Genomic DNA, 26,127 nt, shown 5'->3' with positions numbered 1-26,127 from the left:
ACCTACCGTCTCCCCATGGGGAGCGGGGACCTGGGGACACTGGTGCGGATCGAGGATCCGGCCGGGCGGTCCCTCGGCACCGGATTCCTCGCCGACCACCGCGGCACCCTGCTCACCGGGCACGAGGTCGTCGCCGGGCACCGCAGCATGGTGCTGCGCGCCCCCACCGGACCGCCCCGGCCCGTCACCGACGCCGACGTCACCCCGCTGCCCGATCACGGACTCGCCCTCGTCCGCTGCCCCGGCATCGCCGTCCGCCCGCTGCCGCTCGCCGTCCGCCCGGACCTGGAGCCCGGCCGGTACGTCCGGATCAGCGCGTACGGCTGGCGCGAGGCCCGGGTGCTCGGCGGCAGCACCGGACCCGCCCTCGAACTGGCCATCGGCACCGAGGGCGCCGAGGCCCTCCTCGACGGCGGCCCGGCCGCCGGCGGACCCGTCCTCGACCCCGCCACCGGCGCCGTCCTCGCCGTCCTCGGCACCGCCGCCCACGGCGACCGCCGCGCCGCCGGACACGCCCTGCCCGTACCGTCCACCGGCCCGCTCGCCGCGCTCCTGCGCCGCAACGCCACGACCGTCCCCTGCTACGGCCGCCACCTCAACCTCGGCGCCGTCCTGGAACTCACCGCCACCACCACCGGCACCCCCGAGGACCTGCCCGAACCCCGGGTCCGCGACGAGGCCGGCACCCCCGTGCTCGCCGTCGTCGGCGTGCCCGGCACCGGCCGCAGCACCGCCCTCGCGGGCCTGGCCGCCGCCCGCGCCCGCGGCCCCGAACCCGCGCCCACCGTCTGGCTGCGCGGCGCCGACCTGCACGCCGACGACCCCTCCCTGGCCGCCGCCGTCGGGCGGGCGCTGCGCCGGGCCGGCCGGGTCGCCGCCGCCTCCGGCACCCCCGGCGAACCGGAGAACGTCACCCCCGAACAGGCCGCCGCGCTCGCCCGGGACGCCGGCCGGCCGCTGCTCGTGCTGCTCGACGGGCCCGAGGAGATGCCCCCGCTGCTCGCCCACCGGCTCGGGCCCTGGACCGCCGCCACCGAGGAGTGGCTCACCGCCCACGGCGCCCGGCTGGCCCTCGCCTGCCGCCCCGAGCACTGGGAACAGGCCCGCACCCACTACACCGCCCCGCCCGCCGTCGTCCTGCTCGGCGACCTCACCGAGGCCGAGGCCGTCGCGGCCCGCCGCCGGCACGCCGTGCCCGAGGACGCCGTCGCCGAGGCCGCCGCCCGCCACCCGCTCGCCCTGCGGCTGCTCGGCGAGGTCCGCGCCGCCGCACGCGGCGAGCTGCCCGGCCGCCCCGGCCGGGACGAGATCTTCGCCGCCCACCTGGACCTGATGTGCCTCAAGGTCGCCGTCCGGATCGCCGCCGGCGGCCGGCCGGTCCTTCGCGGCACCGCCGTGCGCCGGCTCGCCGCCCGGGTCAGCGGCCGGGTCCACGAGGCCGCCCGGCGCTGCCTCGGACCCGGCCAGGGCGAACTGGACCGGGAGTCCTTCGAGGAGCTGTTCCCCTGGCGCACCGGCTGGGCCTCCGCCGTCCTCACCGAGGCCCTGCTCGTCCCGGCCGGCGGCGGCTACCGCTTCGCGCACGAGGAGCTCGCCGACTGGCTCCAGGGCACCCACCTCGACATCGACCGGGCCCTCGACGCCCTGATCCACCACCCGGCGACGCTGCCCGTGCCGCGCCACCGGATCGGCCCCGTGCTCCAGTCCCTGCACCATCTCGACCGCGACCACGGGCCCGAAGGCCTGACCCCGCGGCTCACCTCCCTGGTGGACGCCCTCGCGGAGTCACCGTCCGCCTCCGACTCCGAGGAGGGGGTCGAGACGGGGGAGGCCGAGACGGGGGAGGCCGAGGAGGGCCGCTGGTGGGCCGCCCGGCTGCTGCGCGGCGCGCTCGCGGACCTGGCCGACCTCCGCCCGTACCTCCCCGTGCTCCGCACCCTCGCCGACCGCATCGGCGAGCGCGGAGTGCTGCCCGGCTTCGGCGCCGGCTACTGGCGGGACCTGCCGGTCGCCGAGGACGAGCGGCTCGACCTGCTGCGCCGGCTCGTCGCCGCCGACCCCGCGCCCGAGGGCCGCTTCCTCGACCTCGCCGCGTCCCGGCTCACCGCCGACCCGCGCGGGGTGCAGCCGCTGCTCTGCCGCTGGTTCGGCGACGAGCGCACCCTCTCCGGGGCGCCCGGCGCCACCGTCGGCGCCGCCGCCCAGGCCCTCCTGCACACCCGGCGCGGGCTCGCCGTGGACGACCTGTGCGAGGCCCTGGTCGCCACCGCCCACCCGCTCGCCGAAGGCCTGCTCGCCGCGCTCGCCGAGGACGAACCCGCCGCGCTGTGCCGGGCCGTGGACCGCTGGGCGCACGACGACGGGCGCCCCGAACGGCGGGCGGCGGCAGCGGCGTACGGACAGCTCGTCGCCCGGCACGCCACCGACCCCGCCGACCGCGGCACCCTGCGCTACGCCGCCCTCGCGCTGCTCGCCCGGCCCGGCGACCGGGCCCTGCACGGTGCCGCGCTCGGCCTGCTGATCCGCGACCCCGAGACCCGCGAGCGGTTCCTGCCCCGCGCGCTCGCCGACCCCGGCGTCCCCGCCGACGCGCTGTCCGCCGCCCTGCCCAGCCACCCCGACCCCGTCCTCGACGTGCTGCGCGCCCGGCTCCTCGACGGAGGCGGGGCCGGGGCCGCGCCCGTGCTCCGCGCGCTCGCCGCGGTCGACACCCCCCGGCTCGCCCGCCGCGCCGCCGCCCTCGTCGCCGAGTACGCCCGGCACCACCCCGAGGGCGCGCCGCTGGTCGCCACCTTCGTCGACCGGCGCCTGGAACGGGGCCCCGAGGTGCGCTGTGTGCTCCACCCGCTCGTTCTCGGGCTGCTCGCGCTGCCCGCCCAGCGGGCCGCCCTCGCCCCCGTCCTCGCCGCGCCCGGCACCGGAGCCTCCCGCTTCCTGCGCGCCGAACTCCGCGCCGTACGACCGGACACGCCTTCCGAAGGCGCCTTCGGGGAGCCTTTCCGCGCACCGCGAGACAAGGCGCACACCATGCCGATGCCGACGCAGCCGCATGCTCATGGCAGTCTTAGACCTGCGCCAACAGGCGTACACGCGGACACGGGTACAGGCGGACGAGGAGCGGTCACAGTGCAGCGCTGGCGTGGCTTGGAGGACATCCCCCAGGACTGGGGGCGCAGCGTCGTCACCATCGGCTCCTACGACGGAGTCCACCGCGGGCACCAGCTGATCATCGGCCGGGCCGTGGAGCGCGCCCGCGAGCTGGGCGTCCCCTCGGTCGTGGTCACCTTCGACCCCCACCCCTCCGAGGTTGTCCGCCCCGGCAGCCACCCGCCGCTGCTCGCCCCGCACCACCGGCGCGCCGAGCTGATGGCCGAGCTCGGCGTGGACGCGGTCCTCGTCCTGCCGTTCACGGCGGAGTTCTCGCAGCTGTCCCCGGCCGACTTCATCGTGAAGGTCCTGGTCGACAAGCTGCACGCGCGCTGCGTCATCGAGGGCCCGAACTTCCGCTTCGGCCACCGCGCCGCCGGGAACGTGCAGTTCCTCGCCGAGCTCGGCGCCACCTACGACTACGAGGTCGAGATCATCGACCTGCGGGTGACCGGCGCGGCCGGCGGCGGCGAGCCGTTCTCCTCCACGCTCACCCGCCGGCTCGTCGCCGAGGGCGACATGGCCGGCGCCGCCGAGATCCTGGGCCGGCCGCACCGCGTCGAGGGCATCGTCGTGCGCGGCGCCCAGCGGGGCCGCGAGCTGGGCTTCCCGACCGCCAACGTCGAGACCCTGCCGCACACCGCGATCCCCGCCGACGGCGTCTACGCGGGCTGGCTGACCGCCGCCGGCGAGCGGATGCCCGCCGCGATCTCGGTGGGCACCAACCCGCAGTTCGACGGCACCGAGCGGACCGTGGAGGCGTACGCGATCGACCGCGAGGGCCTCGACCTGTACGGGCTGCACGTGACGGTCGACTTCCTCGCCTACGTGCGCGGCATGCTCAAGTTCGACACCCTCGACGACCTGCTCACGGCCATGGCCGACGACGTCAAGAAGTGCCGGGAGCTCACCGCCGCCTACGACGCGCGGTGAGCCCCGGCACCGGCACGGTGACCCTCACGGTGACCGTCACCAGGTGACGTACAGCTCCCGCGGTCCGCGGATCAGGCCCTTGGACTGGAACGGCACGTCCTCGGGCCGGCCCGCGAGCCGCAGCTCCGGATAGCGGGCGAGCAGCGTCGACACGATCACCTCGGACTCCATCCGGGTCAGCATCGCGCCCATGCAGTGGTGCGGCCCGTGACCGAACGAGACGTGCCCGGTGCCGGTCCGGTCGAAGTCGACGGTGTGCGGGTCCGCGAAGACCGCCGGGTCCCGGTTCGCGGCCAGATAGGACGCGTACACCGCCTCGCCGGCCCGGACCAGCTCCCCGCCGACCTCGACGTCCTCCAGGGCGATCCGGGGCAGGCCCACGCCGTTGCGGTGCGGGATCCAGCGGAGCAGCTCGTCCACCGCCTGCGGGAGCAGCTCCGGCTCGGCCCGCAGCCGCTTCGTCAGGTCCGGCCGGGTGAGCAGCAGATAGACCATGTTGGCGCTGTTGTTGCGGACCGCGTGCGCGCCGCTGATCAGGATCGCCATGGCCAGCGACACGGCCTCGTCACGGTCCACCCGGCCCTCGGCCAGGGACTCCGCGAGCACCCCGGCCAGGTCGTCGGAGGGCTCGGCCGCGCGCTGTTCGAGCAGCCGGGTGATGTAGGCGTGGATCTGCGCCTTGGCCGCCCTGCTGCCCTCCGGGCCGGGGCCCGAGGACAGGATCAGGTCCGGCCAGGAGGCCAGCTCGGCGCGGTCCGCCTCGGGGATGCCGAGCAGGTCGCACACCACGGACAGGGGCAGCGGGCCGTGCAGGTGCTTCATCAGGTCGGCGGGGCTTCCGGCCGCCTCCATGGCGTCCAGGAGACGGTCGGCGGTCGCCTGCGCGAGGGGCCGCAGCCGTTTGGTCGACTGTCCGGTGAAAGCTTTCGTCACCGCCTTGCGCAGCTGCGTGTGGTACGGCGGATCGGCGTAGTTCAGCGCCGCCTTGGAGGCCACCATGTGGCCCGTCATACCGGTCACCTGGCGCTCCAGCAGGGCCGTCCGGCCGAACCGGGGGTCCGACGTCACCAGACGGACGTCGTCGTACCGGGTGACCAGCCACGCCTCGTGATCCCCGCCGAACGGCAGCCGGATCCGGGAGACGGGCTCCTCGTGGAGCAGTTCGAGCAGCAGCGGGTCGAAGTCGAGGGCGGGGAGGTCCTCCACCGCCCAGGTGCGGACCGGCCGTGGCGCGGCCGTGGGATCGGAGGTCATGAGGACCCTGTTCCCGGCCGCCCGCGGCCGCGACACGCCGAACGCCGACAGCCCCCCGTACGGAGCACGCCCGCCTCCCCGGTGCGGTGACCGTATGTGACCGGCCGGTGGCGCTCGCGGTTGCGGGGTCGCGACCGCCGGGCGAGTGTGGGCCCAGTTCACGGCGAACGAGACGAAGGAGCGCGTGTCGTGGTGACTCTGTGCAAACCCGCGGTGGCCGTACCCGAGTACGTGATCACGATGGAGGAGACCCTCGACCTCGCCCGCGCACGCCATGCCGACCACCCCCAACTGCCCTTGGCCCTGCGGCTGATCGGGAACACCGGGGTGACGCGCCGGCACATCGTGCAGCCGATCGAGGAGACCCTCAAGCACCCCGGATTCCAGGAGCGCAACGCGCTGTACGAGGCCGAGGCGAAAGCCCGCGTCCCCGCGGTCGTCAAGGAGGCGCTCGCCAACGCGAAGCTGACCCCCGCGGACATCGACATGATCGTCTACGTGTCGTGCACGGGCTTCATGATGCCCTCGCTCACGGCCTGGATGATCAACACGATGGGCTTCCCCAGCCACACCCGGCAGGTGCCGATCGCCCAGCTCGGCTGTGCCGGAGGCGGCGCCGCGGTCAACCGGGCGCACGACTTCTGCACCGCCTACCCGGACGCCAACGTCCTCATCGTGGCCTGCGAGTTCTGCTCGCTGTGCTACCAGCCCACCGACCTCGAAGTCGGCACCCTGCTCTCCAACGGACTGTTCGGCGACGCCGTCGCCTCCGCCGTGGTCCGCGGCCGCGGCGGCACCGGCATCCGCCTGGAGCGCAACAACTCCTACCTCGTGCCCGGCACCGAGGACTGGATCGCCTACAGCGTGCGCGCCACCGGCTTCCACTTCCTGCTCGACAAGCGCGTGCCCGGCACGATGGAACCCCTCGCGCCCGCGCTGCGCGAACTCGCGGGCGAGCACGGCTGGGACGCCGGCGACCTCGACTTCTACATCATCCACGCGGGCGGCCCGCGGATCCTCGACGACCTCAGCCGCTTCCTCGAAGTTCCCCCGGAGGACTTCCGGTTCAGCCGGGCGACGCTGACCGAGTACGGCAACATCGCCAGCGCCGTCGTCCTCGACGCGGTGCGCCGGCTCTTCGAGGAGGGCGGACTCGCCGAGGGCGCCCGCGGCATCCTCGCCGGCTTCGGCCCCGGCATCACCGCCGAGATGTGCCTCGGCCGGTGGACCAACGGCGACAGCGCGCCCGAGCCGCGCCTCGACACCCGCCGGATCGTCGGCTACTCGCCCCGACACGCGGCCCCGGTCCGCAGCGTCGCGTGACGTGGGGCCGATCCCGGCCCAGCCCCTCCCGCCCTTCCCGCCACCTCCATCACCGCAGAGGAGAACCGCATGTCCGTCACGCCGCCCTCCTTGGGCAGAGCGGCGCGCGGCCCCGCCGCGCTCGCCGTCCTGCTCGCCGCCGCCACCCTCACCGGCGCGCCCGCTGCCCACGCCTCGGCGCACGGTTCCGCCCGGGTGCCCATGCACCAGTGCTGGATCAACGACGTCCCCGCGCCCCCGGGCGACCAGGTCCTCGGCGGCTCGGGCGACGACCACATCTTCTGCGACAGCGACATCGAGGGCGTCACCGTCTCGGGCGGCGCGGGCAACGACGTGATCGAGGTCAAGGGCCTGGTCATCGACTCCGCCATCATGGGCGGCGAGGGCGACGACGTCATCCGCGCCAAGCACCTGGTGCCGCAGACCACCTTCAGCATGGTGCGGGGCAACCGCGGCAACGACACCATCAAGGTGGCCACCGTGCACGGCGAGGGCGCCGAGCGCGGCGCGATCGTCCACGGCGACGACGGCGACGACACCATCACCACCGGCTCGGTGTTCGGCGCGCCCGGACAGTTCAACCGGGGCGGCGGCATCGTCACCGGCAACGACGGCAAGGACACCATCAGGACCGGGATCATCGACTTCTCGGGACGCGTCCTCGGCGGCAGCGAGGACGACAGGATCGAGGCCGCGGGGCTCGGCCCCGAGTCCGGAGGCCTCATCCAGTCCGGGCCCGGCGACGACACCATCAGCGGGCACGACGGCGCGATCCTGATCGTCGGCGAGCACTGGGGCACGGTGGACGCGGGCATCGGCAACGACACCTGCACGGTGAAGTCGGTCTCCACCCGGACCTCGATCTCCTCGTGCGAGGTCCTTCCGAAGGGCTCGGTGACCCAGAAGCCCGTCGGCAAGCCGCAGAACCCGGCGGCTCCGGCGACGGCGGCGAAGCCGGCGGCTGCGCAGGCCCCGGCTGCGCAGGCCCCGGCGGTGCAGGCTCCTGCGGTGCAGGCTCCTGCGGTTCAGACCCCGGCCACGAAGCCGGAGGAGAAGCCCGCGCCGAAGCCTGCCGGGCCGTAGGGGGCGCGTGTGCCGGGCGGGGGGCCGGGTTCTGGACTGCATGATCTACGGCGCGGAGCCGGCCCTTCGCAGGGTGAACGCCCTTGTTCCGCGCCACAAATCACGCTTCACGTCCCGAACCCGGCCCCCCGTCCGTCCCCCGCTTCCGTCCGGTGGAGCGTGTCCGACCAGTGGCAGGCCGCCGCCGTGGCCCCGCCGCCGCCCAGGACCGGCAGGTCCGTCGTACGGCAGCGGTCCGCCACCTCCGCCGCCGCGCCGGAGGCGAGCACGTGGCAGCGGGCGTGGAAGCGGCAGCCGGGTGGGATGTGGGTGGGGTCCGGGGGTTCGCCGGTCAGGACGATGGGTTCGGTGACGGACTCCGGGAGGACTGACAAGAGGGCTTGGGTGTAGGGGTGGTGGGGGGTGGTCAGGATCTCTTCCACCGGGCCCGTCTCCACGATCCGGCCCAGATACATGACCGCCACGCGGTCCGCGATGTTCCACGCCAGGCCCAGATCGTGGGTCACCACGAGGGCCGACAGGCCGAGTTCGTCGCGCAGCCGCAGGAGCAGCGCCAGGATCTCGCCCCGTACGGAGGCGTCGAGCGAGGCCACCGGCTCGTCCGCCACGATCAGTTCGGGCTCCAGGACGAGCGCGCCCGCGATCACCACGCGCTGGCGCTGGCCGCCGGACAGCTCGTGGGGATAGCGGAGGAAGAAGCGCTCTGGCGGGCGGAGCCCGGCACGTGAGAGGGCCTCGGCGACTGCTGTCTGCTCGTCGCCTGTGAAGCCGTGGATGCGTAGGCCCTCGGCCACCGCGTCGTACACCGTGTGCCGCGGGTTCAGCGAACCGCTCGGGTCCTGGAGGACGAGCTGGGCACGCTTGCGGTACGCCTTGAGGGCCTTGCCCGTGTACGTGAGCGGGGTGCCCGAGAAGCGGACCTCGCCCTCGGTCGGGCGGACCAGGCCGAGCAGCGAGCGGGCCAGGGTCGTCTTGCCGCAGCCGGACTCGCCGACCAGTGCCACGATCTCGCCCGCGCCGATGTCCAGGTCCACCCCGTCCACCGCCCGGGCGACAGGTGCGCCTCGGCGGCCGGGGAAGGCGACGCGCAGGCCCCGGGCGGCGAGGAGGGGTTCCGGGGTGCTCATGCCGTGCCTCCCACGTGTACGCAGGCCGCCCGGCGCCCCGCGCCCGCGTCCCGCAGTTCCTGGTCCTCCGTTGCGCACACCTCTACTGCCGCCGGGCAGCGCGGGCGGAACGCGCAGCCGCCCGGCAGGTCCGCCGGGTCCGGCGGGTCGCCCGGCAGGCCGCGCGGGGCGCGCCGGGAGGCCGGGTCGCCGATCCGGGGGAACGCCGAGGACAGCGCCTGCCCGTAGGGGTGGGCGGCCGCCTCGTACACCGCCTTCGCCGGTCCCTCCTCCACCACCCGGCCCGCGTACATCACCGCGAGCCGGTCGCAGGTGTCGGCGAGCACGGCGAGGTCGTGGCTGATCATCAGCAGTCCGATGTCCTGCTCGGCGACCAGCTGCTCGATCAGACGCAGGATCTGCGCCTGGATCATCACGTCGAGCGCGGTCGTCGGCTCGTCCGCCACGATCAGGCGGGGGTCGCAGGCCAGCGCCATCGCGATCATCACGCGCTGGCGCTGGCCGCCGGAGAGTTCGTGCGGATACGCGGACGCGCGGGCGGTCGGGAGACCCACGTGCTCCAGGAGCGCGCCGACCCGTGTGCGGGCCGCCGCCGGGGTGGACCCGCCGTGCACGAGCAGCGGCTCCGCGATCTGGTCGCCGATCCGCCGCACCGCGTTCAGCGAGTGCATCGCGCCCTGGAAGACGATCGACGCCCCCGCCCAGCGCACCGCCCGCAGCCGCCCCCACTTCATGGCGAGGACGTCCTCGCCGTCGAGCAGGATCTCGCCGCTGGTGCGGGCCGATGCGGGCAGGAGACGGAGCAGCGCGAGCGCCATCGTCGACTTGCCGCAGCCGGACTCGCCGGCGACGCCCAGCTTCTGGCCGGCGGGGAGGGTGAGGTCGATGCCTCGCACGGCGGGGACGGCCTTCGGGCCCGTTCCGTACGTCACGCTGAGATTTCGTACCTCCAGCAGTGGCTGATGGCTCAACGGGACACTCCCAGCTTCGGGTTGAGGACGGACTCGATGGCCCGGCCGCAGAGCGTGAAGGCGAGGGCGACGAGCGCGATGGCGATGCCGGGCGGCGCCAGGTACCACCAGTGGCCGGACGACACCGCGCCCGCCTCGCGCGCGTCCTGGAGCATCCCGCCCCACGACACCACCGTCGGGTCGCCGAGCCCCAGGAAGGCGAGGGTCGCCTCGGTGAGGATGGCCGTGGAGATGCCCAGGGTGGTCTGCGCGAGGACGAGGGGCATCACGTTCGGCAGGACGTGCCGGGTCATGATGTGCCCGTGGCCGCCGCCGAGGGCGGTCGCGCGCTCGATGTACGGGCGGGACTCGACCGCGATGGTCTGCGCCCGCACCAGCCGGGCCGTGGTCGGCCAGCTGGTCACGCCGATCGCCAGGATCACCGTCCACATCGACCGGGACATCACGGTGGCCAGGACGATCGCGAGGACCAGGGCCGGCATCACCAGGAACCAGTCGGTGATCCGCATGACGACCGTGGAGAACCAGCCGCCGTAGTGGCCCGCGACGATCCCGACCAGGGTGCCGATGGCCACCGAGAGCGCGGCGGCGAGCAGTCCGACGAGGAGGGAGATCCGGGCGCCCCAGATCAGCAGGCCGAGGAGTGAGCGGCCGAACTGGTCGGTGCCGAGGGGGAATTCGGCGCTCGGCGACTCCAGTGCGGTGCCGGGCGCGTTCGTGACGGACTGGACGTCCGCGCCGACGAGGAGGGGGGCGGCGAGCGCGATCAGGCCGATCAGGGCGAGGCCCGCCAGGCCCCAGAGTCCGGCCCGGTGGGCGCTGTACTGCCTCCAGAAGCGGGCGAGCGAGGTGCGCCGGCGCTGCCGGGCGAGGGATGCGGCGGTGGTCTGTGAGGTCATCGGCCCACCCGGGGGTCGAGCAGCGGATAGAGCAGGTCGGCGATCAGGTTCATCACGATCATCGCGCCGGCGAAGACCACGAACAGGCCCTGTACGAGCGGGAGATCGGGCACGCTGAGGGCCTGGTAGAACAGCCCGCCGAGGCCGGGCCAGGAGAACACCGTCTCCACCAGGATCGAACCGGCCACCACATGGCCCAGGTTGATGAAGATCATGGTGATGACCGGCAGGAGTGCGTTGGGGACGGCGTGGCGGCGGCGTACCGCGTCGTCGCGCAGGCCCTTCGCCCGCGCGGTGGTCAGATAGTCGCCGCCCATCTCGTCGAGGAGCGAGGAGCGCATCACCAGAAGGGTCTGGGCGTAGCCCACGGCGACCAGGGTGAGCACCGGAAGGACCATGTGGTGGGCGACGTCGAGGAGGTAGCCGAAGCCGGTCTCGCCGGTGCCGGACTCCATGCCGCCGGTCGGGAAGAGGCCCGGGATGGGCCCCATGCCGACCGAGAAGACGATGATCAGCAGCAGCCCGAGCCAGAAGGACGGGACCGACCACAGGGTGAGTGCCACCCCCGTGTTCAGCCTGTCGCCGAGGCTGCCGTGCCGCCACGCGGAACGCGTGCCCAGCCACAGGCCGAGCGCCGAGTAGAGCACCACGGCCGTGCCGGTGAGCAGCAGCGTCGCCGGGAGCTTCTGCGCGATCAGCTCGCCGACCGGGGCGCGGAACTGGAAGGAGGTGCCGAGGTCGCCGGTGAGCGCCATGGCGCAGTAGTCGGTGAACTGCTGCCAGAGCGGCAGGTCGAGACCGAACTGGTGGCGCAGCGTGGCCAGTTGCTCCGCTGTGGTCGGCATACCGTGCGTCATCGTCTTCACCGGGTCGCCCGGGAGGATCCGGAACAGGAAGAAGCTGGTGACGAGGACGGCGAGCAGGGACACGGCGGCGCCGGCGACCTTGGTCGCCGCGTGCCGGAGATAGGGGAGGGCGGCGGTGGTACGGGTGCGGGGGGCGCCGCCCTCCGTGGTCCGGGCCGCGTCGGCCGGGACCACGGAGGGGGCGGGCGTGCTTGCGCTGGTCACGGGCTACTCGCGGTCGTCGGCGGTGGAGCGGCGGCGCATGCCGAGGAAGACCCCGACGCCGACGACGACCACGGCGGCCGCGCCGATCCCGATGATCACGCCGGTGTTCGAGCCGTCCGAGGACTCGGCGGAGGCCTGCGCGGCGGGCACCGCCGACCACCAGCTCCAGTAGCCGTCCTGGCCCCACAGGTTGCCGGCGGCCTCGGGCATGGTGGTGATGGAGCGGATCTGGTCGGTGCGGTACGCCTCCAGGGCGTTCGGGTACGCGATGATGTTCATGTACCCGGTGTCGTAGAGCCGCGACTGCATCTGCTTGACCAGGTCGGAGCGCTTGGCGGCGTCGTACTCGACGGCCTGCTGCCAGTACAGCGCGTCGAACTGCCGGTCGCAGATGAAGTTGTCGGTGGCTCCGGTGTCCTTCGGGGTCGCGGGCAGCGTGCCGCAGGTGTGGATGGACAGGACGTAGTCCGGGTCGGGGTTGACCGACCAGCCGTCGAAGGCGAGGTCGTAGTCGCCCTTCGCCCACGGGTCGGAGACGCTGTCCAGACAGTCGACCCTGAGCCCGATGCCGAGCTTGCCCCACCACTCCTGGAGGTACTTCGCGGAGGCCTTGTCGTTGGGGTCGGTGGCGTGGCACAGGATGCGGAGGTCGAGCGGCTTGCCGTCCTTGCCGAGCCGCTTGCCCTCGGCGTTCTTCTTGTACCCGGCCGCCTCCAGGACCTGCTCGGCCTTGGCGGGGTCGTAGGCCCGCTTCTGGGTGTCGGTGGGCTTCCAGAAGTACGAGCCGAAGCGCGGCGGGATGTAGCCCTCGCCCTCCACGGCGTGGTTCCGGAAGACCTTGTCGACCAGGGTCGTACGGTCCACGGCCAGGAACAGCGCCTTGCGCACCTCGGGGTCGAGCAGCGCCTTGTTGCCGTTGCCGAAGGTCTTGCCGTCCTTGGCGCGGGCGCCCGGGTTGGTGGCGAGCGCGTAGAAGCGGCGGCCGGGCGCGTCGTTGACCTTGATGCTCTTCTGTGTCTTCAGCGCGGCTGCCTGAGCGGGCGTCAGGTTCGGGACGAAGGACACCTCGCCCTTCTGCAGCGCGGCGACGGCCGCGTCGCCGTCCTTGTAGTACCTGAAGACCAGCTCGTCGAACTTCGGCGCCCCGCGCCAGAACTTCTTGTTCGGCTTCAGCTTGATGTACTGGTCGACCTTGAAGTCGGTGATGACGAACGGGCCGTTGCCGACGATCGGGAACTGCTGGTCGTTGTTGAACTTGGAGAAGTCGGAGACCTTCTCCCACACGTGCTTGGGCACGATCGGCACGTCCAGCGCCGTCATCGTCGCCTGCGGCTGCTTCAGCTCTATGACCAGGGTCTGCGGATCGGGCGCGGAGACCTTCTTGAAGTTGGCCGTGAAACTCCCGTTCGCGGTGGCCGCGTTCGGGTCGGTCATCATCTTGTTGAAGGTCCATGCCGCGTCCTCGGCGGTGGCCTGCTGCCCGTCGGACCACATCGAGTCCTTGCGGATCGTGTACGTCCAGGTGAGCTTGTCCGGCGAGGACTTCCACTCGGTCGCCAGGCCCGGGATCGGGTGCGCGTCCTTCGCGTCGTAGTTCGTCAGGTACTCGTACGCGAGGCGGTGGATGCTGGTCGACACCAGCTTCTGCGCGAGGAACGGCGAGAGCGAGTCGACGCTCTGCGAGACGGCGACGGTGAGCGTGTTGCCGGCGGCCGCCTTGTCGTCCTCCGCCCGGGCGGTACCCGGCACGGCCGCGAGCGAGGCGGCTGTGACGCCGGTGGCGAGCAGGAGACGGAGCGGGCGGAGGGGTCTGCGGGCGGCTGCCTGACGGGGTGGAACCTTCGTGACCATGACCATGGGGCGTGACCTCGCGTCGGGATGCGTGCGTCGGGGGAAGTGCCGTGGATCTTGGGCTGACGATGGATGAAGCGAAGGTGTATCAGCGGTGGTCTGCCGTCGTCAACGATGTCTCAAACACCGTGTGGGCTGCGGGAATGCCGAAAGGCCCCGTACCGGAACACCGGTACGGGGCCTCATTGGTCTACTCCTGTGACGCCCTACTGCTGAGGGGCTGGCGGCGCCTGCGGAGGCTGCTGCGGCGCCTGCTGCGGCCAGTTGGGCGGCGGGACCTGGCCCGGGACCTGATCGGGCGTCTGCCCGGGAACCTGGCCGGGCGTCTGGGCGTGCGGCGGGAGCGGCTGCCCCGGCTGCTGCCAGCCCTGCGGCATCGGCGGCTGGCCGGGCTGCGCCCCGTACATCTGTCCGGGGGCGGGGGGACCGCCATACGGCTGACCCGGTACGGGGGGCTGCTGGGGCGGGTACGCGTAGGGCCGGCCCGGGGCCGGCTGGCCGGGCGCGGGCTGCTGCGGCGGGTAGGGCTGACCCGGCTGACCCGGCTGACCCGGCTGACCCGGGTACGGCTGGGGCTGCCCGGGCGGGGCCTGGTAGCCCGGCTGGCCGGGCATCGGCGGGGCCATGTGCGGCGGCATCGCGCCCTGCGCCTCCGCCGTCCACAGGCCCTGCGCCTGCTGCGCCCGTACGAAGTCCTCGGCCACCATCGCCGAGAGGTGGAAGTACGCCTCGCGGGTCTTCGGCCGCATCATGTCGAGGTCGACCTCGGCGCCGGCCGCCAGGTGCTCGTCGAACGGCACCACGACCACCCCGCGGCAACGGGTCTGGAAGTGCTGCACGATGTCCTCGACCTTGATCATCTTGCCGGTCTCGCGGACTCCCGAGATGACCGTGATCGAGCGCTGCACCAGCTCCGCGTACCCGTGCGCCGAAAGCCAGTCGAGCGTGGTGGAGGCGCTGGAGGCGCCGTCCACGGACGGCGTGGAGATGATGATCAGCTGGTCGGCGAGGTCGAGCACCCCGCGCATCGCGCTGTAGAGCAGGCCGGTGCCCGAGTCCGTGAGGATGATCGGGTACTGCTTGCCCAGGACGTCGATCGCGCGCCGGTAGTCCTCGTCGTTGAAGGTCGTCGAGACGGCCGGGTCCACGTCGTTGGCGAGGATCTCCAGACCGGACGGCGCCTGCGAGGTGAACCGGCGGATGTCCATGTACGAGTTGAGGTACGGGATCGCCTGCACCAGGTCGCGGATGGTCGCCCCGGTCTCGCGCCGCACCCGGCGGCCGAGCGTGCCGGCGTCCGGGTTGGCGTCGATCGCCAGGATCTTGTCCTGCCGCTCGGTGGCCAGGGTCGCGCCGAGCGCGGTCGTCGTCGTGGTCTTGCCGACGCCGCCCTTGAGCGAGATGACCGCGATCCGGTAGCAGGAGAGGACGGGGGTCCGGATCAGTTCCAGCTTCCGCTGCCGCTCCGCCTCCTCCTTCTTGCCGCCCAGCTTGAAGCGGTTGGCGGCGCCGGGGTTGCGGCTCGACTTGGGCTTCTGCTTGTTGTTGCGAAGCAGCCGGTCGGAGGAGAGCTCGACGGCCGCGTTGTACCCGAGCGGGGCGCCCGGCACGGACCGCTCCCGCTGGTCGTGCGTCACGGCCGACGGCCACGCGGCCCCGGTACGGGGGTCGATCGCCGGGGAGTCGGGGGCGGGTGCCGGGGCGGGAACGTTCGGCGCGCCCGGAGCGGGCTGCGGCTGGCCGAACGGGGGCTGGCCGGGGTGCGGGAACCCGTAACCCTGGGGCTGCTGCGGTGCCTGGGGCTGCTGGGGTGCCTGAGGCTGCGGGGGTACGGGCGGCTGCGGCTGCCCGAACGGGGGCTGGCCGGGGTGGGGGAACCCGTAACCCTGCTGCGGCTGCTGGGGGGCCTGGGGCTGCGGGGGTACGGGCGGCTGCGGGAAGCCGTAGCCCTGGGGGGCCTGCGGGGCCTGGGGCGGCTGCGGCTGGCCCGGGTGCGGGAAGCCGTAGCCACCCTGCGGCGGTACGGGGGCGGGCCAGGCGTCCGTCGCGGGCGGCAGCGGGGCGGCCGGAGCCTGCGGCACCTGCTGCTCGGCCGGGGCGGCCTGCGCGGGCCACTGCGGCGCGGGCGCCGGCGTCGCCGGCTGGAACGACGGCGGCAGCGGCGGCAGTCCGCTCCCCGGCGCCGGCACCTCCGCGGCCACGGGCGGCAGCGCGCCGGGCGCGGAGTCCTGCGGTACGGGGGCGGGGGCGGGTGCCGCCGGTTCCGGTTCGGGCTCGGGCGTGGGCACGGGAGCGATGTCGGCCTGGGGCTCGGGCGCGGGGGCCTCCGCGGCTTCCGGAGCCTCCTCGGCGCTCTCCGCCGGGGCGGCGGCCTCGGGCCCGGGCGTGCGCTCCGCGGACTGCGCGGCGGCCTCGGCGCCCGTCTCGGGCTCGCTCTCGGCCTCGGCGGTCGTCGCGTCGGTCTCCGGCGCGGCCTCGGCCTCCGGGGCCTGCGGGGACTCCGGGATCTGCGGGGTCTCCGGGGCCGGCTGCGCCTCCTGCGCGGCCGCGATCTCCGCCATCTCGCGCTTGAGCGCGGCGGGGGAGAAGCGCATGGTCGCGCCGCTCTCCAGATCGCCACCACCGAAGGGAACGGCCGCGGGGGCGGGTGCGGGAGCCGGCGGCGGCGTCACAGGGGCCTCGGCGACCGGGGGCGCGACGGGCGCGACCGGGGCCGGGGCCGGGACCGGGGCCTCGGGACCGGGGACCGGCGGGGGCGTCGGGGTCCAGTTCGACTCGTAGCCACCGGGCGCGGGAACTCCCGGCGCCGGGAGCCCGGGCACCGCGACCGGCGCACCGGTCGGCGGCGGAGGCGTCGGCGCCCCGGCGCCCGTACCGCCCGACGCGTTCTGCGTGTACCAGGCCGGCGGGGTGTAGTCGATGGTGAACTCACCCGTCATCTCGGCGGGATCTGCGTCGGACTGATCGTCGACGGGCGGGTTCCAACCCCCGTTGATCTCGTCCCGATCGCGGTTCACTTTGCCTCCTGGTGTGGTCGCGCACCCGTGTGCAGTCGTGGGCGGGCACATCCCACCCTAAACGCCAACCGTGCCCGCGGGGCAGGGCCGACGGCCCGCCGCTCCCCGGTGCGCGGACAGGCCGGGTCCCCCAAGTGACCCACGAGTACCGGAGAGTGAGACTGACGGCACTCCAAACCCGCATAAAAACGGACAGGTTGGGTGATTGTCTGTCGGTCCGGCCGGATCAGTCCATCCGGCGGGCGCCGCCCAACAATCCGGTCTCGGCGTCCGTGGCCTGCGTCATCACGAACTGGCGGTCGTTCGGCGTGCACCACAGGGTCACCCCGTCGGCCAGCGTCGACAGCGCCTCCCACTCCGCACGCTGCAACCCCATGATCCGGCCGATCTGCGCGGCCTCGTCGGGGGAGACCCGCTGCACGCCGACGAGCGAGGACTTCTCCAGGAGCCGCGGGGCCACCGGGCTCAGATAGGGGAGCAGGGTGACCACCGACTGCCACGGCGCGGAGACCACCCGGCCGCGCGGCGGCCGCATGCCGCAGTCGCGGACGACGACCACGGGGCTGCCGGCGGACGCGCCCTGCGGCGGCACCCGGCCCACGTCGTGCAGCGTGATGCAGGGCTGGCCGCCGCCGGCCGCCTGGGCGAGCGCCGTCCAGGCGGGCGCGCGGCCCGTCTCCACCGCCACCCGGGCGCCGGTCGCCGCCGCCCGCAGTGCGAGCACCTGCGCCGTCCACAGGCCGCCGATGAGCGTCACGTCGTACGCGCTGGGCCGGTTGATGCCGAGGACGGCCGGCCGGCTCTCGGCGTCCACGCCGATGACCACGCCGTCGTCGCCCACCGGCAGTGCCAGCGCGCCGAGTTGGTCGAGCGGGGCCGCATGCCGGTCGCGGCGCGGCCCGATGAGCCCGAAGCCGAGACGGGGCTTGCCGCCGCCCCGTCCCGTACTGCGCAGGGCGGCACGCCCGCCGCCGCTCGGCCGGGCCCGCCGCGAGGGGGCCCCGCCCGGCACACCGCCGGTGACACCCCCGACCGGACCCCCGACCGGACCGCCGGGCACGGCGCCCATCGGCTGCCCGACCTGCCCGACCTGCCCGACCTGCCCGGCAGGGCCGACCTGGCTCATCTGACCTGCCTGGCCCAGGTGACCCGCCGGGTTCCCCGGAGTCGTCATCAGCGCGCACCCCCCAACGGCAGCGTCGCCAGCATGCCCGGCACCTGCTCGCGGTCGAGCCGCACCAGGCCCGTCTTCACACCGCGCGCCACACGCTCCAGTTCGTGCCGGGCCGCGAGGAGTTCCTCGTCGCTGCGCCCGGTGATCCGTACATGTCCGGTGACCGTCACCTCCTGACGGTCACCCCCGCTCAGCGTCAGGCTGAAGGTCGTCGCGAGCGCCGGCAGCGAGGTCAGCAGCGCCACCAGCTGCGGCATCGACGCCCCGGCCCCGCCCGCGCCGCCCAGCTGGGGCCAGCGCCCCACCCAGTACGTCGTGTGGCGGCGGTCGTCGACCCGCCAGGTGCGCGCGGTCTCCTGGGTGCGGCGCCCCTGCGCCTGCCCGCGGCCGGCCTGCGCTATCGCCATCGGGCTCGCGCAGGTCGAGGTGGCGAGCGCGGAGGTCAGCTCCTGCTCGGTCAGCACCGTGGCCTTGAAGCCCGCGCCGGCCAGCCGGCTCGCGAGCTGGTCCGCGGCTCGCACGAGGCACTTCTGCGCGCCCTCCACGCCGCCGCCGCGCGCCTCGACCGCCTCCGGGCACAGCTCGGGGTCCAGCTTCAGCGCGACCCAGGTGATCCGGAGCGCCGGCGAACCCGTCTGCGCCTGCAGCGGACCGTAGTTGCGGGCCGCCATCGACTGCGCGGGCAGGTGCGGCGCGGGCGCGGGCTGGGTGTGCTGCACGATCTGCGCCGACTCCAGACGAATGCCGTCCACCGACAGCACGTCGCCGATCAGCCCCACCGGCAGCGGGTGCGCGCCCCGGTCCGGGCGCAGCGCCGAGGACTCCGACTCGACCCGTACGACGGCCGTCAGGAAGGTCCCGTCGCCGATCATCCCGATCGGACGCCGGTCACGGTCGCTGTACGTGTAGGTCCGCAGCGCCGGATCGCACTCCACCACCGGGGCAAGGCCCGGCTCCGTGCCCTCCGGCACGGCGAAGGCCGCCGACCGGCGGGTGCGGGCGCGCAGCGCGAGGAAGGTGGCCAGCCACTCCGGCAGCGAGCGCTTGTGCCGGCGCAGCAGCGCGAGCAGCACGAGCAGCGCCGCCACCACGCCCGCGGGCACCAGCATCAGCTTGTCCACGACCGCTGCCACGACCAGGATCGCGGCCGCCACCTCGATCAGTACGAGCTGTTGCAATCGGAACGCCCCGAAGTGTCCGGGGCGTGCCTGGAGTCGCGGAGACACCGAGGACGCAACGGGCGAACCGGGCCCCGTGCCCGGCGAGGTGGGGGGCGCGGATGTGGACCCGCCCGCAGCGGACCGTGTCCGCGTCGCGGAAGCCATGATGGAGAATCCCCCTCAATTCGTCCCGATCACCCTGGCCCGCCAGGCCTTTGGCGGCCGGATCACCCTACCCGCCCCACACGCACCGGCGGACAGCAGGCATAGTAGGGGGCCGGTCCGACAGCCGGGGCCCGGGCGCCATGCTCCCCGGACTCCCGAGCGAAGACTGCGCCTGACGGAAACGGGGACTCATGGCATCACGGCGGGACGAGCTCAACGCATACACCTTTGCGAAGAAGCGCACGGTCGCGGCATTCCTCCAACCCTCTCCCTCGGGTACGGAGGAGGGGGCGCCCAGGCCGCTGCGCGCGGTGCTGCCCGGAGTCATCGTCGGCGCGCTCGTGATCGCCGGCTTCGGCGCCTGGGGCATGTTCAAGCCGACCGCGCCCCAGGGCTGGGACGAGCCCGGCAAGAAGGTGATCGTCGGCAAGCAGTCGACCACCCGCTATGTCGTCCTCACCACCGGCAAGGGCAAGGACAAGAAGACCCTGCTCCACCCGGTGCTCAACCTCGCCTCCGCGCGGCTGCTGCTCAACCCGGACGACTTCCAGGTCATCCAGGTCGAGGACAAGACGCTCGACGAGGGCAAGCCGCCGCGCGGCCCCATCCTCGGCATCCCGTACGCCCCCGACCGCCTCCCCGGCGCCGACGACGCCGGCACCGCCAAGCGCTGGGCGGTCTGCGAACAGCCCGGCGGCGGCAACGGCGGCAGCGTCCAGAAGGCCACCTTCCTCTTCGCCGAGCGCGACCTCGGCCGGACGGAGAACGGCAACAAGCTGAAGGCCGGTCAGGTCATGTACGTGAAGGGGCAGAAGGACAGCGCCCAGTACCTGGTCGACCACACCGGCACCAAGTACCGCGTCGCCGAGAAGTCCCAGAACCTCACCAACGCCCTCTTCGGCAGCCGGCAGCCGCAGCAGGTCACCGACGACTGGCTGGCCACCCTGAAGGACGGCAGCCCCGTCGACTTCCCGCCGATCCCCGGCACGGTCGGCGCCGACGCCCACGTCCGCGGCGGCCTCACCCCCGAGCAGGACAAGGTCGGCATGGTGCTCCTCGCCCAGACCGGCTCCGGCCCCCAGCACTACGTGGTCCTCGACGGCAAGGTCCAGCCGGTCTCCGACTTCACCGCCTGGCTGCTCATCCAGTCCCCGAAGACCGACTCCCTCGACATGGCCGGCAAGGCCACCCCCGTCGACCTGCAGTCGCTCACGCCCGACAGCACCGCCTTCGGCGCCGAACTGCGCTGGCCCGAGCGGAAGTCCACCCAGATCAACTCGGTCGGCGGCCCCGGCTCCCGCGACACCGTCTGCTCCGTCCTGGAGAACGTCGACGCCAAGGGCAGGACCACCCTGTCCACCTGGGCCGGCCCCAACTACCCCGCCGACATCACCGCCGGCGGCACCAGCACGTACGTCACGCCCGGCACCGGACTGCTCTACACCCAGATCCAGGGCAAGCAGTCCGCCCCCGACGGCTCGCTCTTCCTCGTCACCGACACCGGACTGCGCTACGCCGTCCAGGCCAACGGCGACAGCGACGCCGGCCGCTCCGAGATCGGCACCGGAAACCAGCAGCAGACCACGGACGGGCGGCCGGAGCCGTCCGACGCGCAGAAGCGGCTCGGCTACGAGAAGGTCACCCCCGTGCTCGTACCGATGGAGTGGTCGGAGTTCCTGTCGAAGGGCCCGCGCCTGGACACCAACAGCGCGCGCCAGCCGCAGGGTTCGTGAGGGGGCACCGTTGACGACGTCTCGTAGGCGTGCGGGCGCGCTGCTCGCGGCCACGGCCCTGACGGGCGGACTGGCCGCCGGCCCGGCGGCCGCCGCCGAACCGCGACCCCGATTCGCAGTGGGAATCGACGGCAGCGGCGAGTGCACCTTCCCGATGAAGAAGCAGATCGAGGGCATCCCCTGGTCGCTCCAGCGGGTGCTGCTCGACGAGCTGTGGCAGGACACCAAGGGCAAGGGGGTGCGCGTCGCGGTCATCGACACCGGCGTCGACGACGTCAACCCGCAGCTGAAGCCCGCCGTCGACGCGAAGGCCGGCAAGGACTACCTGAAGCCGGACAAGCAGAATTCGGGCGCCGGCAACGACCAGCGCGGCAAGACCGACGGCACCGTCGACGACGTGGGCCACGGCACCAAGGTCGCCGGCATCATCGCCGCCCGCCCGCGCAAGGGCACCGGCTTCGTCGGCCTGGCGCCCGAGGCGACCATCATCCCGATCCGCCAGAACGACGAGAAGAACAGCGGCAAGTCGGACACGATGGCCCTCGCCATCGAGCACGCCCTCGCCAAGGGCGCCCAGGTCATCAACATCTCCCAGGACACCACCCAGCCGCTCGGCCCCGAGTCCTCGCTCGGCAAGGCGGTCGCCAAGGCGATCGACAGCGGTGTGGTGGTCGTCGCGTCCGCAGGCAACGACGGCATGGACGGCAAACTCAAGAACACCTACCCCGCCGCCTTCCCCGGGGTCATCGCCGTCGCCTCCTCCGACCGCAACAACGAACGCGCCGCCTTCTCCCAGTCCGGCACCTTCGTCGGCGTCGCCGCCCCGGGCGTCGACATCGTCTCGACGGTCCCCGGCGGCGGCCAGTGCGTCGACAACGGCACCAGCTTCTCCGCCCCGTACGTCGCGGGCGTGGCGACCCTGCTGCGCGCCAAGTACCCGAAGTGGACCCCCGCGCAGATCGCCACCCGCATCGAGCAGACCGCGATCCGCTCCGTCAACGGCCATGACAACCACGTCGGTTGGGGCGTCGTCGACCCGGTCCGCGCCCTGGCCGACGGCCCGGAGCCCCCGCCCACCGGCCCCACCCCGGACCCCGGCCCACCGAAGGCCGAGGCCCCGGAACCGGCCCACATGGCCATGTCGGAGACCCCGCAGGAGCGCTCGGAGCGCCTTGCGACGTACGCGCTGGGCATCGCGGGGGTGCTGGTCGCGGTGGTGGCGGGGGCGGCCGTGGTGATCAGGGACGGACGGCGGCGCGGGGCGCGCGGAGGGGCGGCTCGATGAGCCGTCAGATGAGTAGGGATACTTAGTCACTACCCGGCAGTACCTAGGCAACTTTGCAGTTGGAACTGTCGTACCAAGTCGTTAGAGTGGTCGAGTTCGTACGTGGGGACGAGGGGGAACCGAAGTGGCTGGGCCGAACGGGGACGGCGGCGGCAAGCAGGGGCTCGATGTCGGTGAAGTGACGCTCCTGACCTTCCAGACGCGTATGCAGAAGCTGGTCGACGAACTGAAGGGTTCGCCGGCCGAGCACACGAAGATCGGCGAGCAGAAGGTCACGGCCGCGTCGTACGGCACGGGCTTCAGCGCGGCGAGCGAGCTGCACGGGGCGTACGAGAAGGTGCGCACGCGGCTCGAGGAGTTGACGAAGATCTTCGGCGAGACGATCGAGGCGATGGGGATTCGCGCGCAGATCGCCGACAAGGGCTATGGCAGCGTGAACGAGGAGCAGCGGGAACGCTTCCAGCAGATCCAGAAGACCACGCAAGAGGACTACGAGAAGCACACCGAGGTGGGCGTCGAGGACCCGGCCACGCCGCAGCAGCCGGCCAAGCCGGTGAACGGCACCAAGGATTCCGGCGGCTTCAGCTAAACGGGGGAGGACAACACGATGTCTGGAGAGTTCGAGGGGAAGTCCCTGGACGCTCTGTACGCGATGATCGCGTCGGCCAAGCCCGAGGAGATTTCGAGCACAGGCACGGCGCTCGCGGCGGCGGTGCCGAAGATTCTCGACATCGCCGCGGACCTGAGGCACTACATCTCCCACGTGCAGTGGGAGGGTGAGGGCGGCGATGCCTTCCGCCTGTGGGGCGAAGGCATGGTCCGTGAGACGCTCGTCCTCGGTGACTTCACCAAGGTCGTGTCCGAGGAGATGAAGCGCGCGGGAAACGCGCTGTCCGAGGCCAAGTCGGCCATGCCGAAGCCGGCGGGCATGTGCTTCGCGGACCCGGAGAAGGAGAAGGCCCGCCTTGAGGCGGAGACCGGCCCGAAGCTCCAGGAAGGCATCCAGCAGATGGAGCGCCTCTCTTCGTACTACGACACGTCGAGTGAGCGTCTCGCGGCGGAGCGGCAGCCGGAGTTCAAGCCGGTCGAAGGCCGCTGGGACGGTGGATATAGCGAGTACGGTTCGGGGAGCGGTACCGGCTCCGGGACGTATTCGGGTTCGGGTTCGGGTTCCGGTACGGGCACCACTCCGACCGGCCACACGACACTCCAACGGGCCGACGTGTCGACCCCGAGCAGCACGCATCGGCCGATCGCCGACCCGGTGAACCCGCCGTCGGTCACGCCGCCGCGCCCTCCGGAGTCCGAGGTGGACACCAATCTCGACTCCGTGACGCTTACGCCGCCGCCGGAGACCACCAACCGACCGCCCGTACAGCCTCCGGTGACCACCACCGCGACGCCACCGACGCCCACGAACCCGCTGCCCCTTCCGCCCATGGCGCCGCCGATGGCTCAGCAGAGCGGTTACCAGCCGCCCCGGGCGCCGATCACGGGTCTGCCGAGCGGAGCGAACCGCACCGGCCTTCCGGGCCCGATGGGCCGTACCGAGGGCATCACCGGTGGCCGTCAGGTGCCCGGTCGTCCGCTCACGAACCAGCAGATGGGTCGTATGCCCAAGGGCATGGTGGTCGGCGAGGAGCGGACCTCCGCGCCGTACGGCCGTGGCGCAGGTGGCATGCACGGCCCGGGCGCCGGTGGCATGCACGGCGGCCCCGCCGGCGGCCAGGGTGGCGCAGGCCGCCGCCTGGCAAACCAGCCGGGCGGAACCGTGGGCGCGCCCAGGGCGTCCGGTGTGAGTGGACGCTCGGCCTTCACTCCCGGTGGCACGGGTCTGGTGCGTCCGCCCGCTTCGTCGCAGCACGAGGGGGAGGAACGGCGTCAGCCGGGCCACCGCCCCGACTATCTGACCGAGGACGAGGAGACGTGGACCTCGGGCCAGCGCCAGATCGTCCCGCCCGTCATCGACTAGGAGCACTTCCCTGATGTCCCCCCTCACCCGGGTCGCCCGGCGCCGCGCAGCAGCCCTGCTCGGCGCCATGTCGGCCGTCGTCGCCACCTGGACCGTCGCGGCGCCTGCCGCGACGGCGGACGACATGCGGTCGCGCCAGTGGTATCTGGACGCGATGAAGGCCGACGAGCTGTGGAAGGTGGCCACGGGCAAGGGCATCACCGTGGCGGTGCTCGACACCGGCGTCGACTCGACGCTGCCGGAGCTGCGTGGAAAGGTGCTGCCCGGACGCAACTTCGACACGGGCGGGCTTGGCCGTGTGGATGACAAGGACAGGGACCGCCACGGCACGAACATGGCCCTCGCGATCGCCGGGACCGGTGCCGACGGTGGTGTGAAGGGCATTGCTCCCGGAGCGGGGATCCTCCCGGTCAAGACGGGCGACTACGCCTTCAACGGGTGGAAGACCATGTTCCAGGGCATCCGCTACGCAGTGGACAACGGCGCTCGGGTGATCAACATCTCGTCCGGTGGTGTGGCGGACGAGGCTGAAGCCCGCGAGTGGCAGAGCACAGTCGACTACGCGGTGCAGAAGGGCGCATTGATCTTCGCCGCCTCCGGCAACGACGGTAGGGAGCGGCGCAACGTCTACCCTGCCTCCGTTCCCGGCGTGGTTGCTGTAGGCGCCGTGGACACCAAGGGCAAGGTCGCCAAGTTCTCCGACTACGGCTCCTATGTCGACCTGGTCGCTCCCGGTATCGAAATGCCGGGACGCTGCCCCAATGACAAGAACAAATTCTGCGGCTTCTGGGGCACCAGCCATTCCGCTGCCATTGCCTCCGGTACCGCCGCCCTCATCTGGTCCGCTCACCCCGAATGGACGAGGAACCAGGTTCTCCGGGTCATGATGGAGACTGCGGGCCACACGGGCCCGGTTCCGTCCCCTTACATCGGCTACGGTTCCGTCCGCCCCGCCCAGGTCCTCCTTGAGGGCAAAGGCAACCCGGGCGACCCAGACGTCGACCCGCTGCTCGCCGCGCAGGGCGCGGGCAAGGCGCCGACACCCAAGCCGTCCAACGCATCACAGACCTCCCCCTCTCCTGAGAACACGGGGGCAAGCGGCAACGGCCAGGCCAAGGACAACAACCAGGCCGCAGAGTCCGACGAGGGCGGTTTTCCGCTCTGGGCCATTGTCGCGAGTGCCGTCGCCGTCGTCGCCCTGATCGGCTTCGGCGTAGTGGCGGGAGTACGCAGGAGAGCGTCGACAGACGCATGAACAACTGCAGCATCGACAACAAGAGGAGCATTACATGAGCACTCCCGCTGGTGGGTTCGGACTCGCAGACGATCCGATCACCAAGGCGAAGATCAAGATCACGGAGACCGGTGACGCGGTCTCCAAGCAGGCGCGTGAGCTCGCCAACATCCTCGAGACGTGCGCCGCCGGCTGGACCGGTGTCGGTGCGATCGGCTTCAAGACGGCCCAGACGAACCTCAACGAGGACCACGACACCATCCGTCGTCTGCTGAACGTCCTCCTCCACGCTGTGAGCGAGACCAAGAACCTCAGCAACGCGAACGACGACGACGTGCGCGCCACCTTCGCCGCCGTCAACCACTCGTCGCTCAACAACATCTGACGAAAAGGGGGATCAACATGTCTGTCGACGCCGCCGGGACCAAGGTCCGGTACGAAAGCGTTCAGGAGATGGCGAACCGCATCCGTGCGGTCTCGCAGCAGATCGTCAACGACCTCACGACGATGGACACGGCGCTCCGCACCGTGACCGACACGTGGGACGGTGACGCGCACCGCGAGTACGAGATCCTTCAGGGCAAGTACAAGAAGCGTGCCGAGGACATGAAGGCCCGCCTCGAGAAGATCGCCCAGATCGTCGAGCAGGGCAAGGACAGCTACCGCTCCACCGACGTGAAGGCCTCGCGCCTCTTCACCGAGTCGTACTGATCCACCCGGACCCGGTCC

At 72.7% G+C, this 26,127-nt stretch carries 19 protein-coding genes and 1 pseudogene; 11 read left to right on the top strand and 9 right to left on the bottom strand.

Annotated elements, in window-relative coordinates; translation table 11 throughout:
- Nucleotides 1-15: 15 nt before the first annotated feature.
- Together AB0M18_RS24550 and AB0M18_RS24545 are read left to right on the top strand one after the other, a co-directional pair.
- Nucleotides 16-459, top strand: a pseudogene (locus AB0M18_RS24550) (trypsin-like peptidase domain-containing protein); the annotation flags it as partial.
- Nucleotides 460-3,126: 2,667 nt separating this feature from the next.
- On the top strand, nt 3,127-4,080 hold the full coding sequence (locus tag AB0M18_RS24545; protein ID WP_365761756.1) for a bifunctional riboflavin kinase/FAD synthetase: 954 nt from the start codon (nt 3,127-3,129) through the stop codon (nt 4,078-4,080).
- A gap of 36 nt (nt 4,081-4,116) precedes the next feature.
- Here AB0M18_RS24545 and AB0M18_RS24540 read toward each other — a convergent pair whose 3' ends face one another.
- Nucleotides 4,117-5,334 carry a cytochrome P450 gene (locus tag AB0M18_RS24540; protein WP_365761474.1) on the bottom strand — a complete coding sequence of 406 codons (1,218 nt, stop codon included), beginning with the start codon at nt 5,332-5,334 and terminating at the stop codon, nt 4,117-4,119.
- A 147-nt stretch (nt 5,335-5,481) separates the two neighbouring features.
- On the opposite strand from AB0M18_RS24540, the gene AB0M18_RS24535 reads away from it, so the two are divergent.
- Complete coding sequence (locus AB0M18_RS24535) at nt 5,482-6,657, top strand: type III polyketide synthase (RefSeq protein ID WP_365761472.1); 1,176 nt, start codon at nt 5,482-5,484, stop codon at nt 6,655-6,657.
- Nucleotides 6,658-6,726: 69 nt separating this feature from the next.
- Entirely contained in the window at nt 6,727-7,740 is a 1,014-nt protein-coding gene (locus tag AB0M18_RS24530; RefSeq protein ID WP_365761470.1) for a hypothetical protein, read from the top strand.
- A gap of 107 nt (nt 7,741-7,847) precedes the next feature.
- Here the strand turns inward: AB0M18_RS24530 and AB0M18_RS24525 are convergent, their stop codons facing one another.
- The 8 genes from AB0M18_RS24525 to eccE all read right to left on the bottom strand — a co-directional run bounded on the left by AB0M18_RS24525 (nt 7,848) and on the right by eccE (nt 19,174).
- The gene (locus tag AB0M18_RS24525; protein WP_365761468.1) at nt 7,848-8,867 is read right to left on the bottom strand and encodes an ABC transporter ATP-binding protein; all 1,020 of its coding nucleotides are present in this window, start codon (nt 8,865-8,867) and stop codon (nt 7,848-7,850) included.
- Nucleotides 8,864-9,838, bottom strand: coding sequence for an ABC transporter ATP-binding protein (locus tag AB0M18_RS24520; RefSeq protein WP_365761466.1), 975 nt, complete (start codon nt 9,836-9,838; stop codon nt 8,864-8,866). Before AB0M18_RS24520 ends, AB0M18_RS24525 begins: the two co-directional genes overlap by 4 nt.
- Entirely contained in the window at nt 9,835-10,737 is a 903-nt protein-coding gene (locus tag AB0M18_RS24515; protein WP_365761464.1) for an ABC transporter permease, read from the bottom strand. Before AB0M18_RS24515 ends, AB0M18_RS24520 begins: the two co-directional genes overlap by 4 nt.
- A complete protein-coding gene (locus AB0M18_RS24510; protein ID WP_365761462.1) occupies nt 10,734-11,807 on the bottom strand; it encodes an ABC transporter permease in 1,074 nt (357 codons plus the stop codon). The genes AB0M18_RS24515 and AB0M18_RS24510 overlap by 4 nt, the downstream gene beginning before the upstream one ends.
- A gap of 3 nt (nt 11,808-11,810) precedes the next feature.
- The gene (locus AB0M18_RS24505) at nt 11,811-13,658 is read right to left on the bottom strand and encodes an ABC transporter substrate-binding protein (RefSeq protein ID WP_365761754.1); all 1,848 of its coding nucleotides are present in this window, start codon (nt 13,656-13,658) and stop codon (nt 11,811-11,813) included.
- Between the two features lie 206 nt (nt 13,659-13,864).
- On the bottom strand, nt 13,865-16,675 hold the full coding sequence (locus tag AB0M18_RS24500; protein WP_365761460.1) for an SCO5717 family growth-regulating ATPase: 2,811 nt from the start codon (nt 16,673-16,675) through the stop codon (nt 13,865-13,867).
- 226 nt (nt 16,676-16,901) lie between these two features.
- Nucleotides 16,902-17,687 carry a hypothetical protein gene (locus tag AB0M18_RS24495; protein ID WP_365761752.1) on the bottom strand — a complete coding sequence of 262 codons (786 nt, stop codon included), beginning with the start codon at nt 17,685-17,687 and terminating at the stop codon, nt 16,902-16,904.
- A 161-nt stretch (nt 17,688-17,848) separates the two neighbouring features.
- Nucleotides 17,849-19,174 (bottom strand): type VII secretion protein EccE, encoded by a 1,326-nt coding sequence (gene eccE / locus AB0M18_RS24490; RefSeq protein WP_365761458.1) that lies wholly within the window; start codon nt 19,172-19,174, stop codon nt 17,849-17,851.
- A 191-nt stretch (nt 19,175-19,365) separates the two neighbouring features.
- Here eccE and eccB point away from each other — a divergent pair, with 191 nt between their 5' ends.
- The 7 genes from eccB to AB0M18_RS24455 all read left to right on the top strand — a co-directional run bounded on the left by eccB (nt 19,366) and on the right by AB0M18_RS24455 (nt 26,109).
- On the top strand, nt 19,366-20,907 hold the full coding sequence (gene eccB, locus AB0M18_RS24485) for a type VII secretion protein EccB (protein WP_365761456.1): 1,542 nt from the start codon (nt 19,366-19,368) through the stop codon (nt 20,905-20,907).
- Between the two features lie 10 nt (nt 20,908-20,917).
- A complete protein-coding gene (mycP, locus tag AB0M18_RS24480; RefSeq protein ID WP_365761454.1) occupies nt 20,918-22,192 on the top strand; it encodes a type VII secretion-associated serine protease mycosin in 1,275 nt (424 codons plus the stop codon).
- 124 nt (nt 22,193-22,316) lie between these two features.
- Entirely contained in the window at nt 22,317-22,781 is a 465-nt protein-coding gene (locus AB0M18_RS24475; RefSeq protein WP_365761452.1) for a hypothetical protein, read from the top strand.
- An 18-nt stretch (nt 22,782-22,799) separates the two neighbouring features.
- Nucleotides 22,800-24,164 carry a hypothetical protein gene (locus tag AB0M18_RS24470; RefSeq protein WP_365761450.1) on the top strand — a complete coding sequence of 455 codons (1,365 nt, stop codon included), beginning with the start codon at nt 22,800-22,802 and terminating at the stop codon, nt 24,162-24,164.
- Nucleotides 24,165-24,177: 13 nt separating this feature from the next.
- Nucleotides 24,178-25,419 carry a S8 family serine peptidase gene (locus AB0M18_RS24465; protein WP_365761448.1) on the top strand — a complete coding sequence of 414 codons (1,242 nt, stop codon included), beginning with the start codon at nt 24,178-24,180 and terminating at the stop codon, nt 25,417-25,419.
- Nucleotides 25,420-25,453: 34 nt separating this feature from the next.
- Nucleotides 25,454-25,783, top strand: coding sequence for a hypothetical protein (locus tag AB0M18_RS24460; RefSeq protein WP_365761446.1), 330 nt, complete (start codon nt 25,454-25,456; stop codon nt 25,781-25,783).
- 17 nt (nt 25,784-25,800) lie between these two features.
- Nucleotides 25,801-26,109, top strand: coding sequence for a WXG100 family type VII secretion target (locus tag AB0M18_RS24455; RefSeq protein WP_365761444.1), 309 nt, complete (start codon nt 25,801-25,803; stop codon nt 26,107-26,109).
- The last annotated feature ends 18 nt before the right edge of the window (nt 26,110-26,127 follow it).

It is taken from the genome of Streptomyces sp. NPDC051909 (genome assembly GCF_040681095.1).
Taxonomy (GTDB): Bacteria; Actinomycetota; Actinomycetes; order Streptomycetales; family Streptomycetaceae; genus Streptomyces.
Note: the sequence above shows the minus strand (reverse complement) of the source record. Positions and strands in the feature narration are given on the sequence as shown.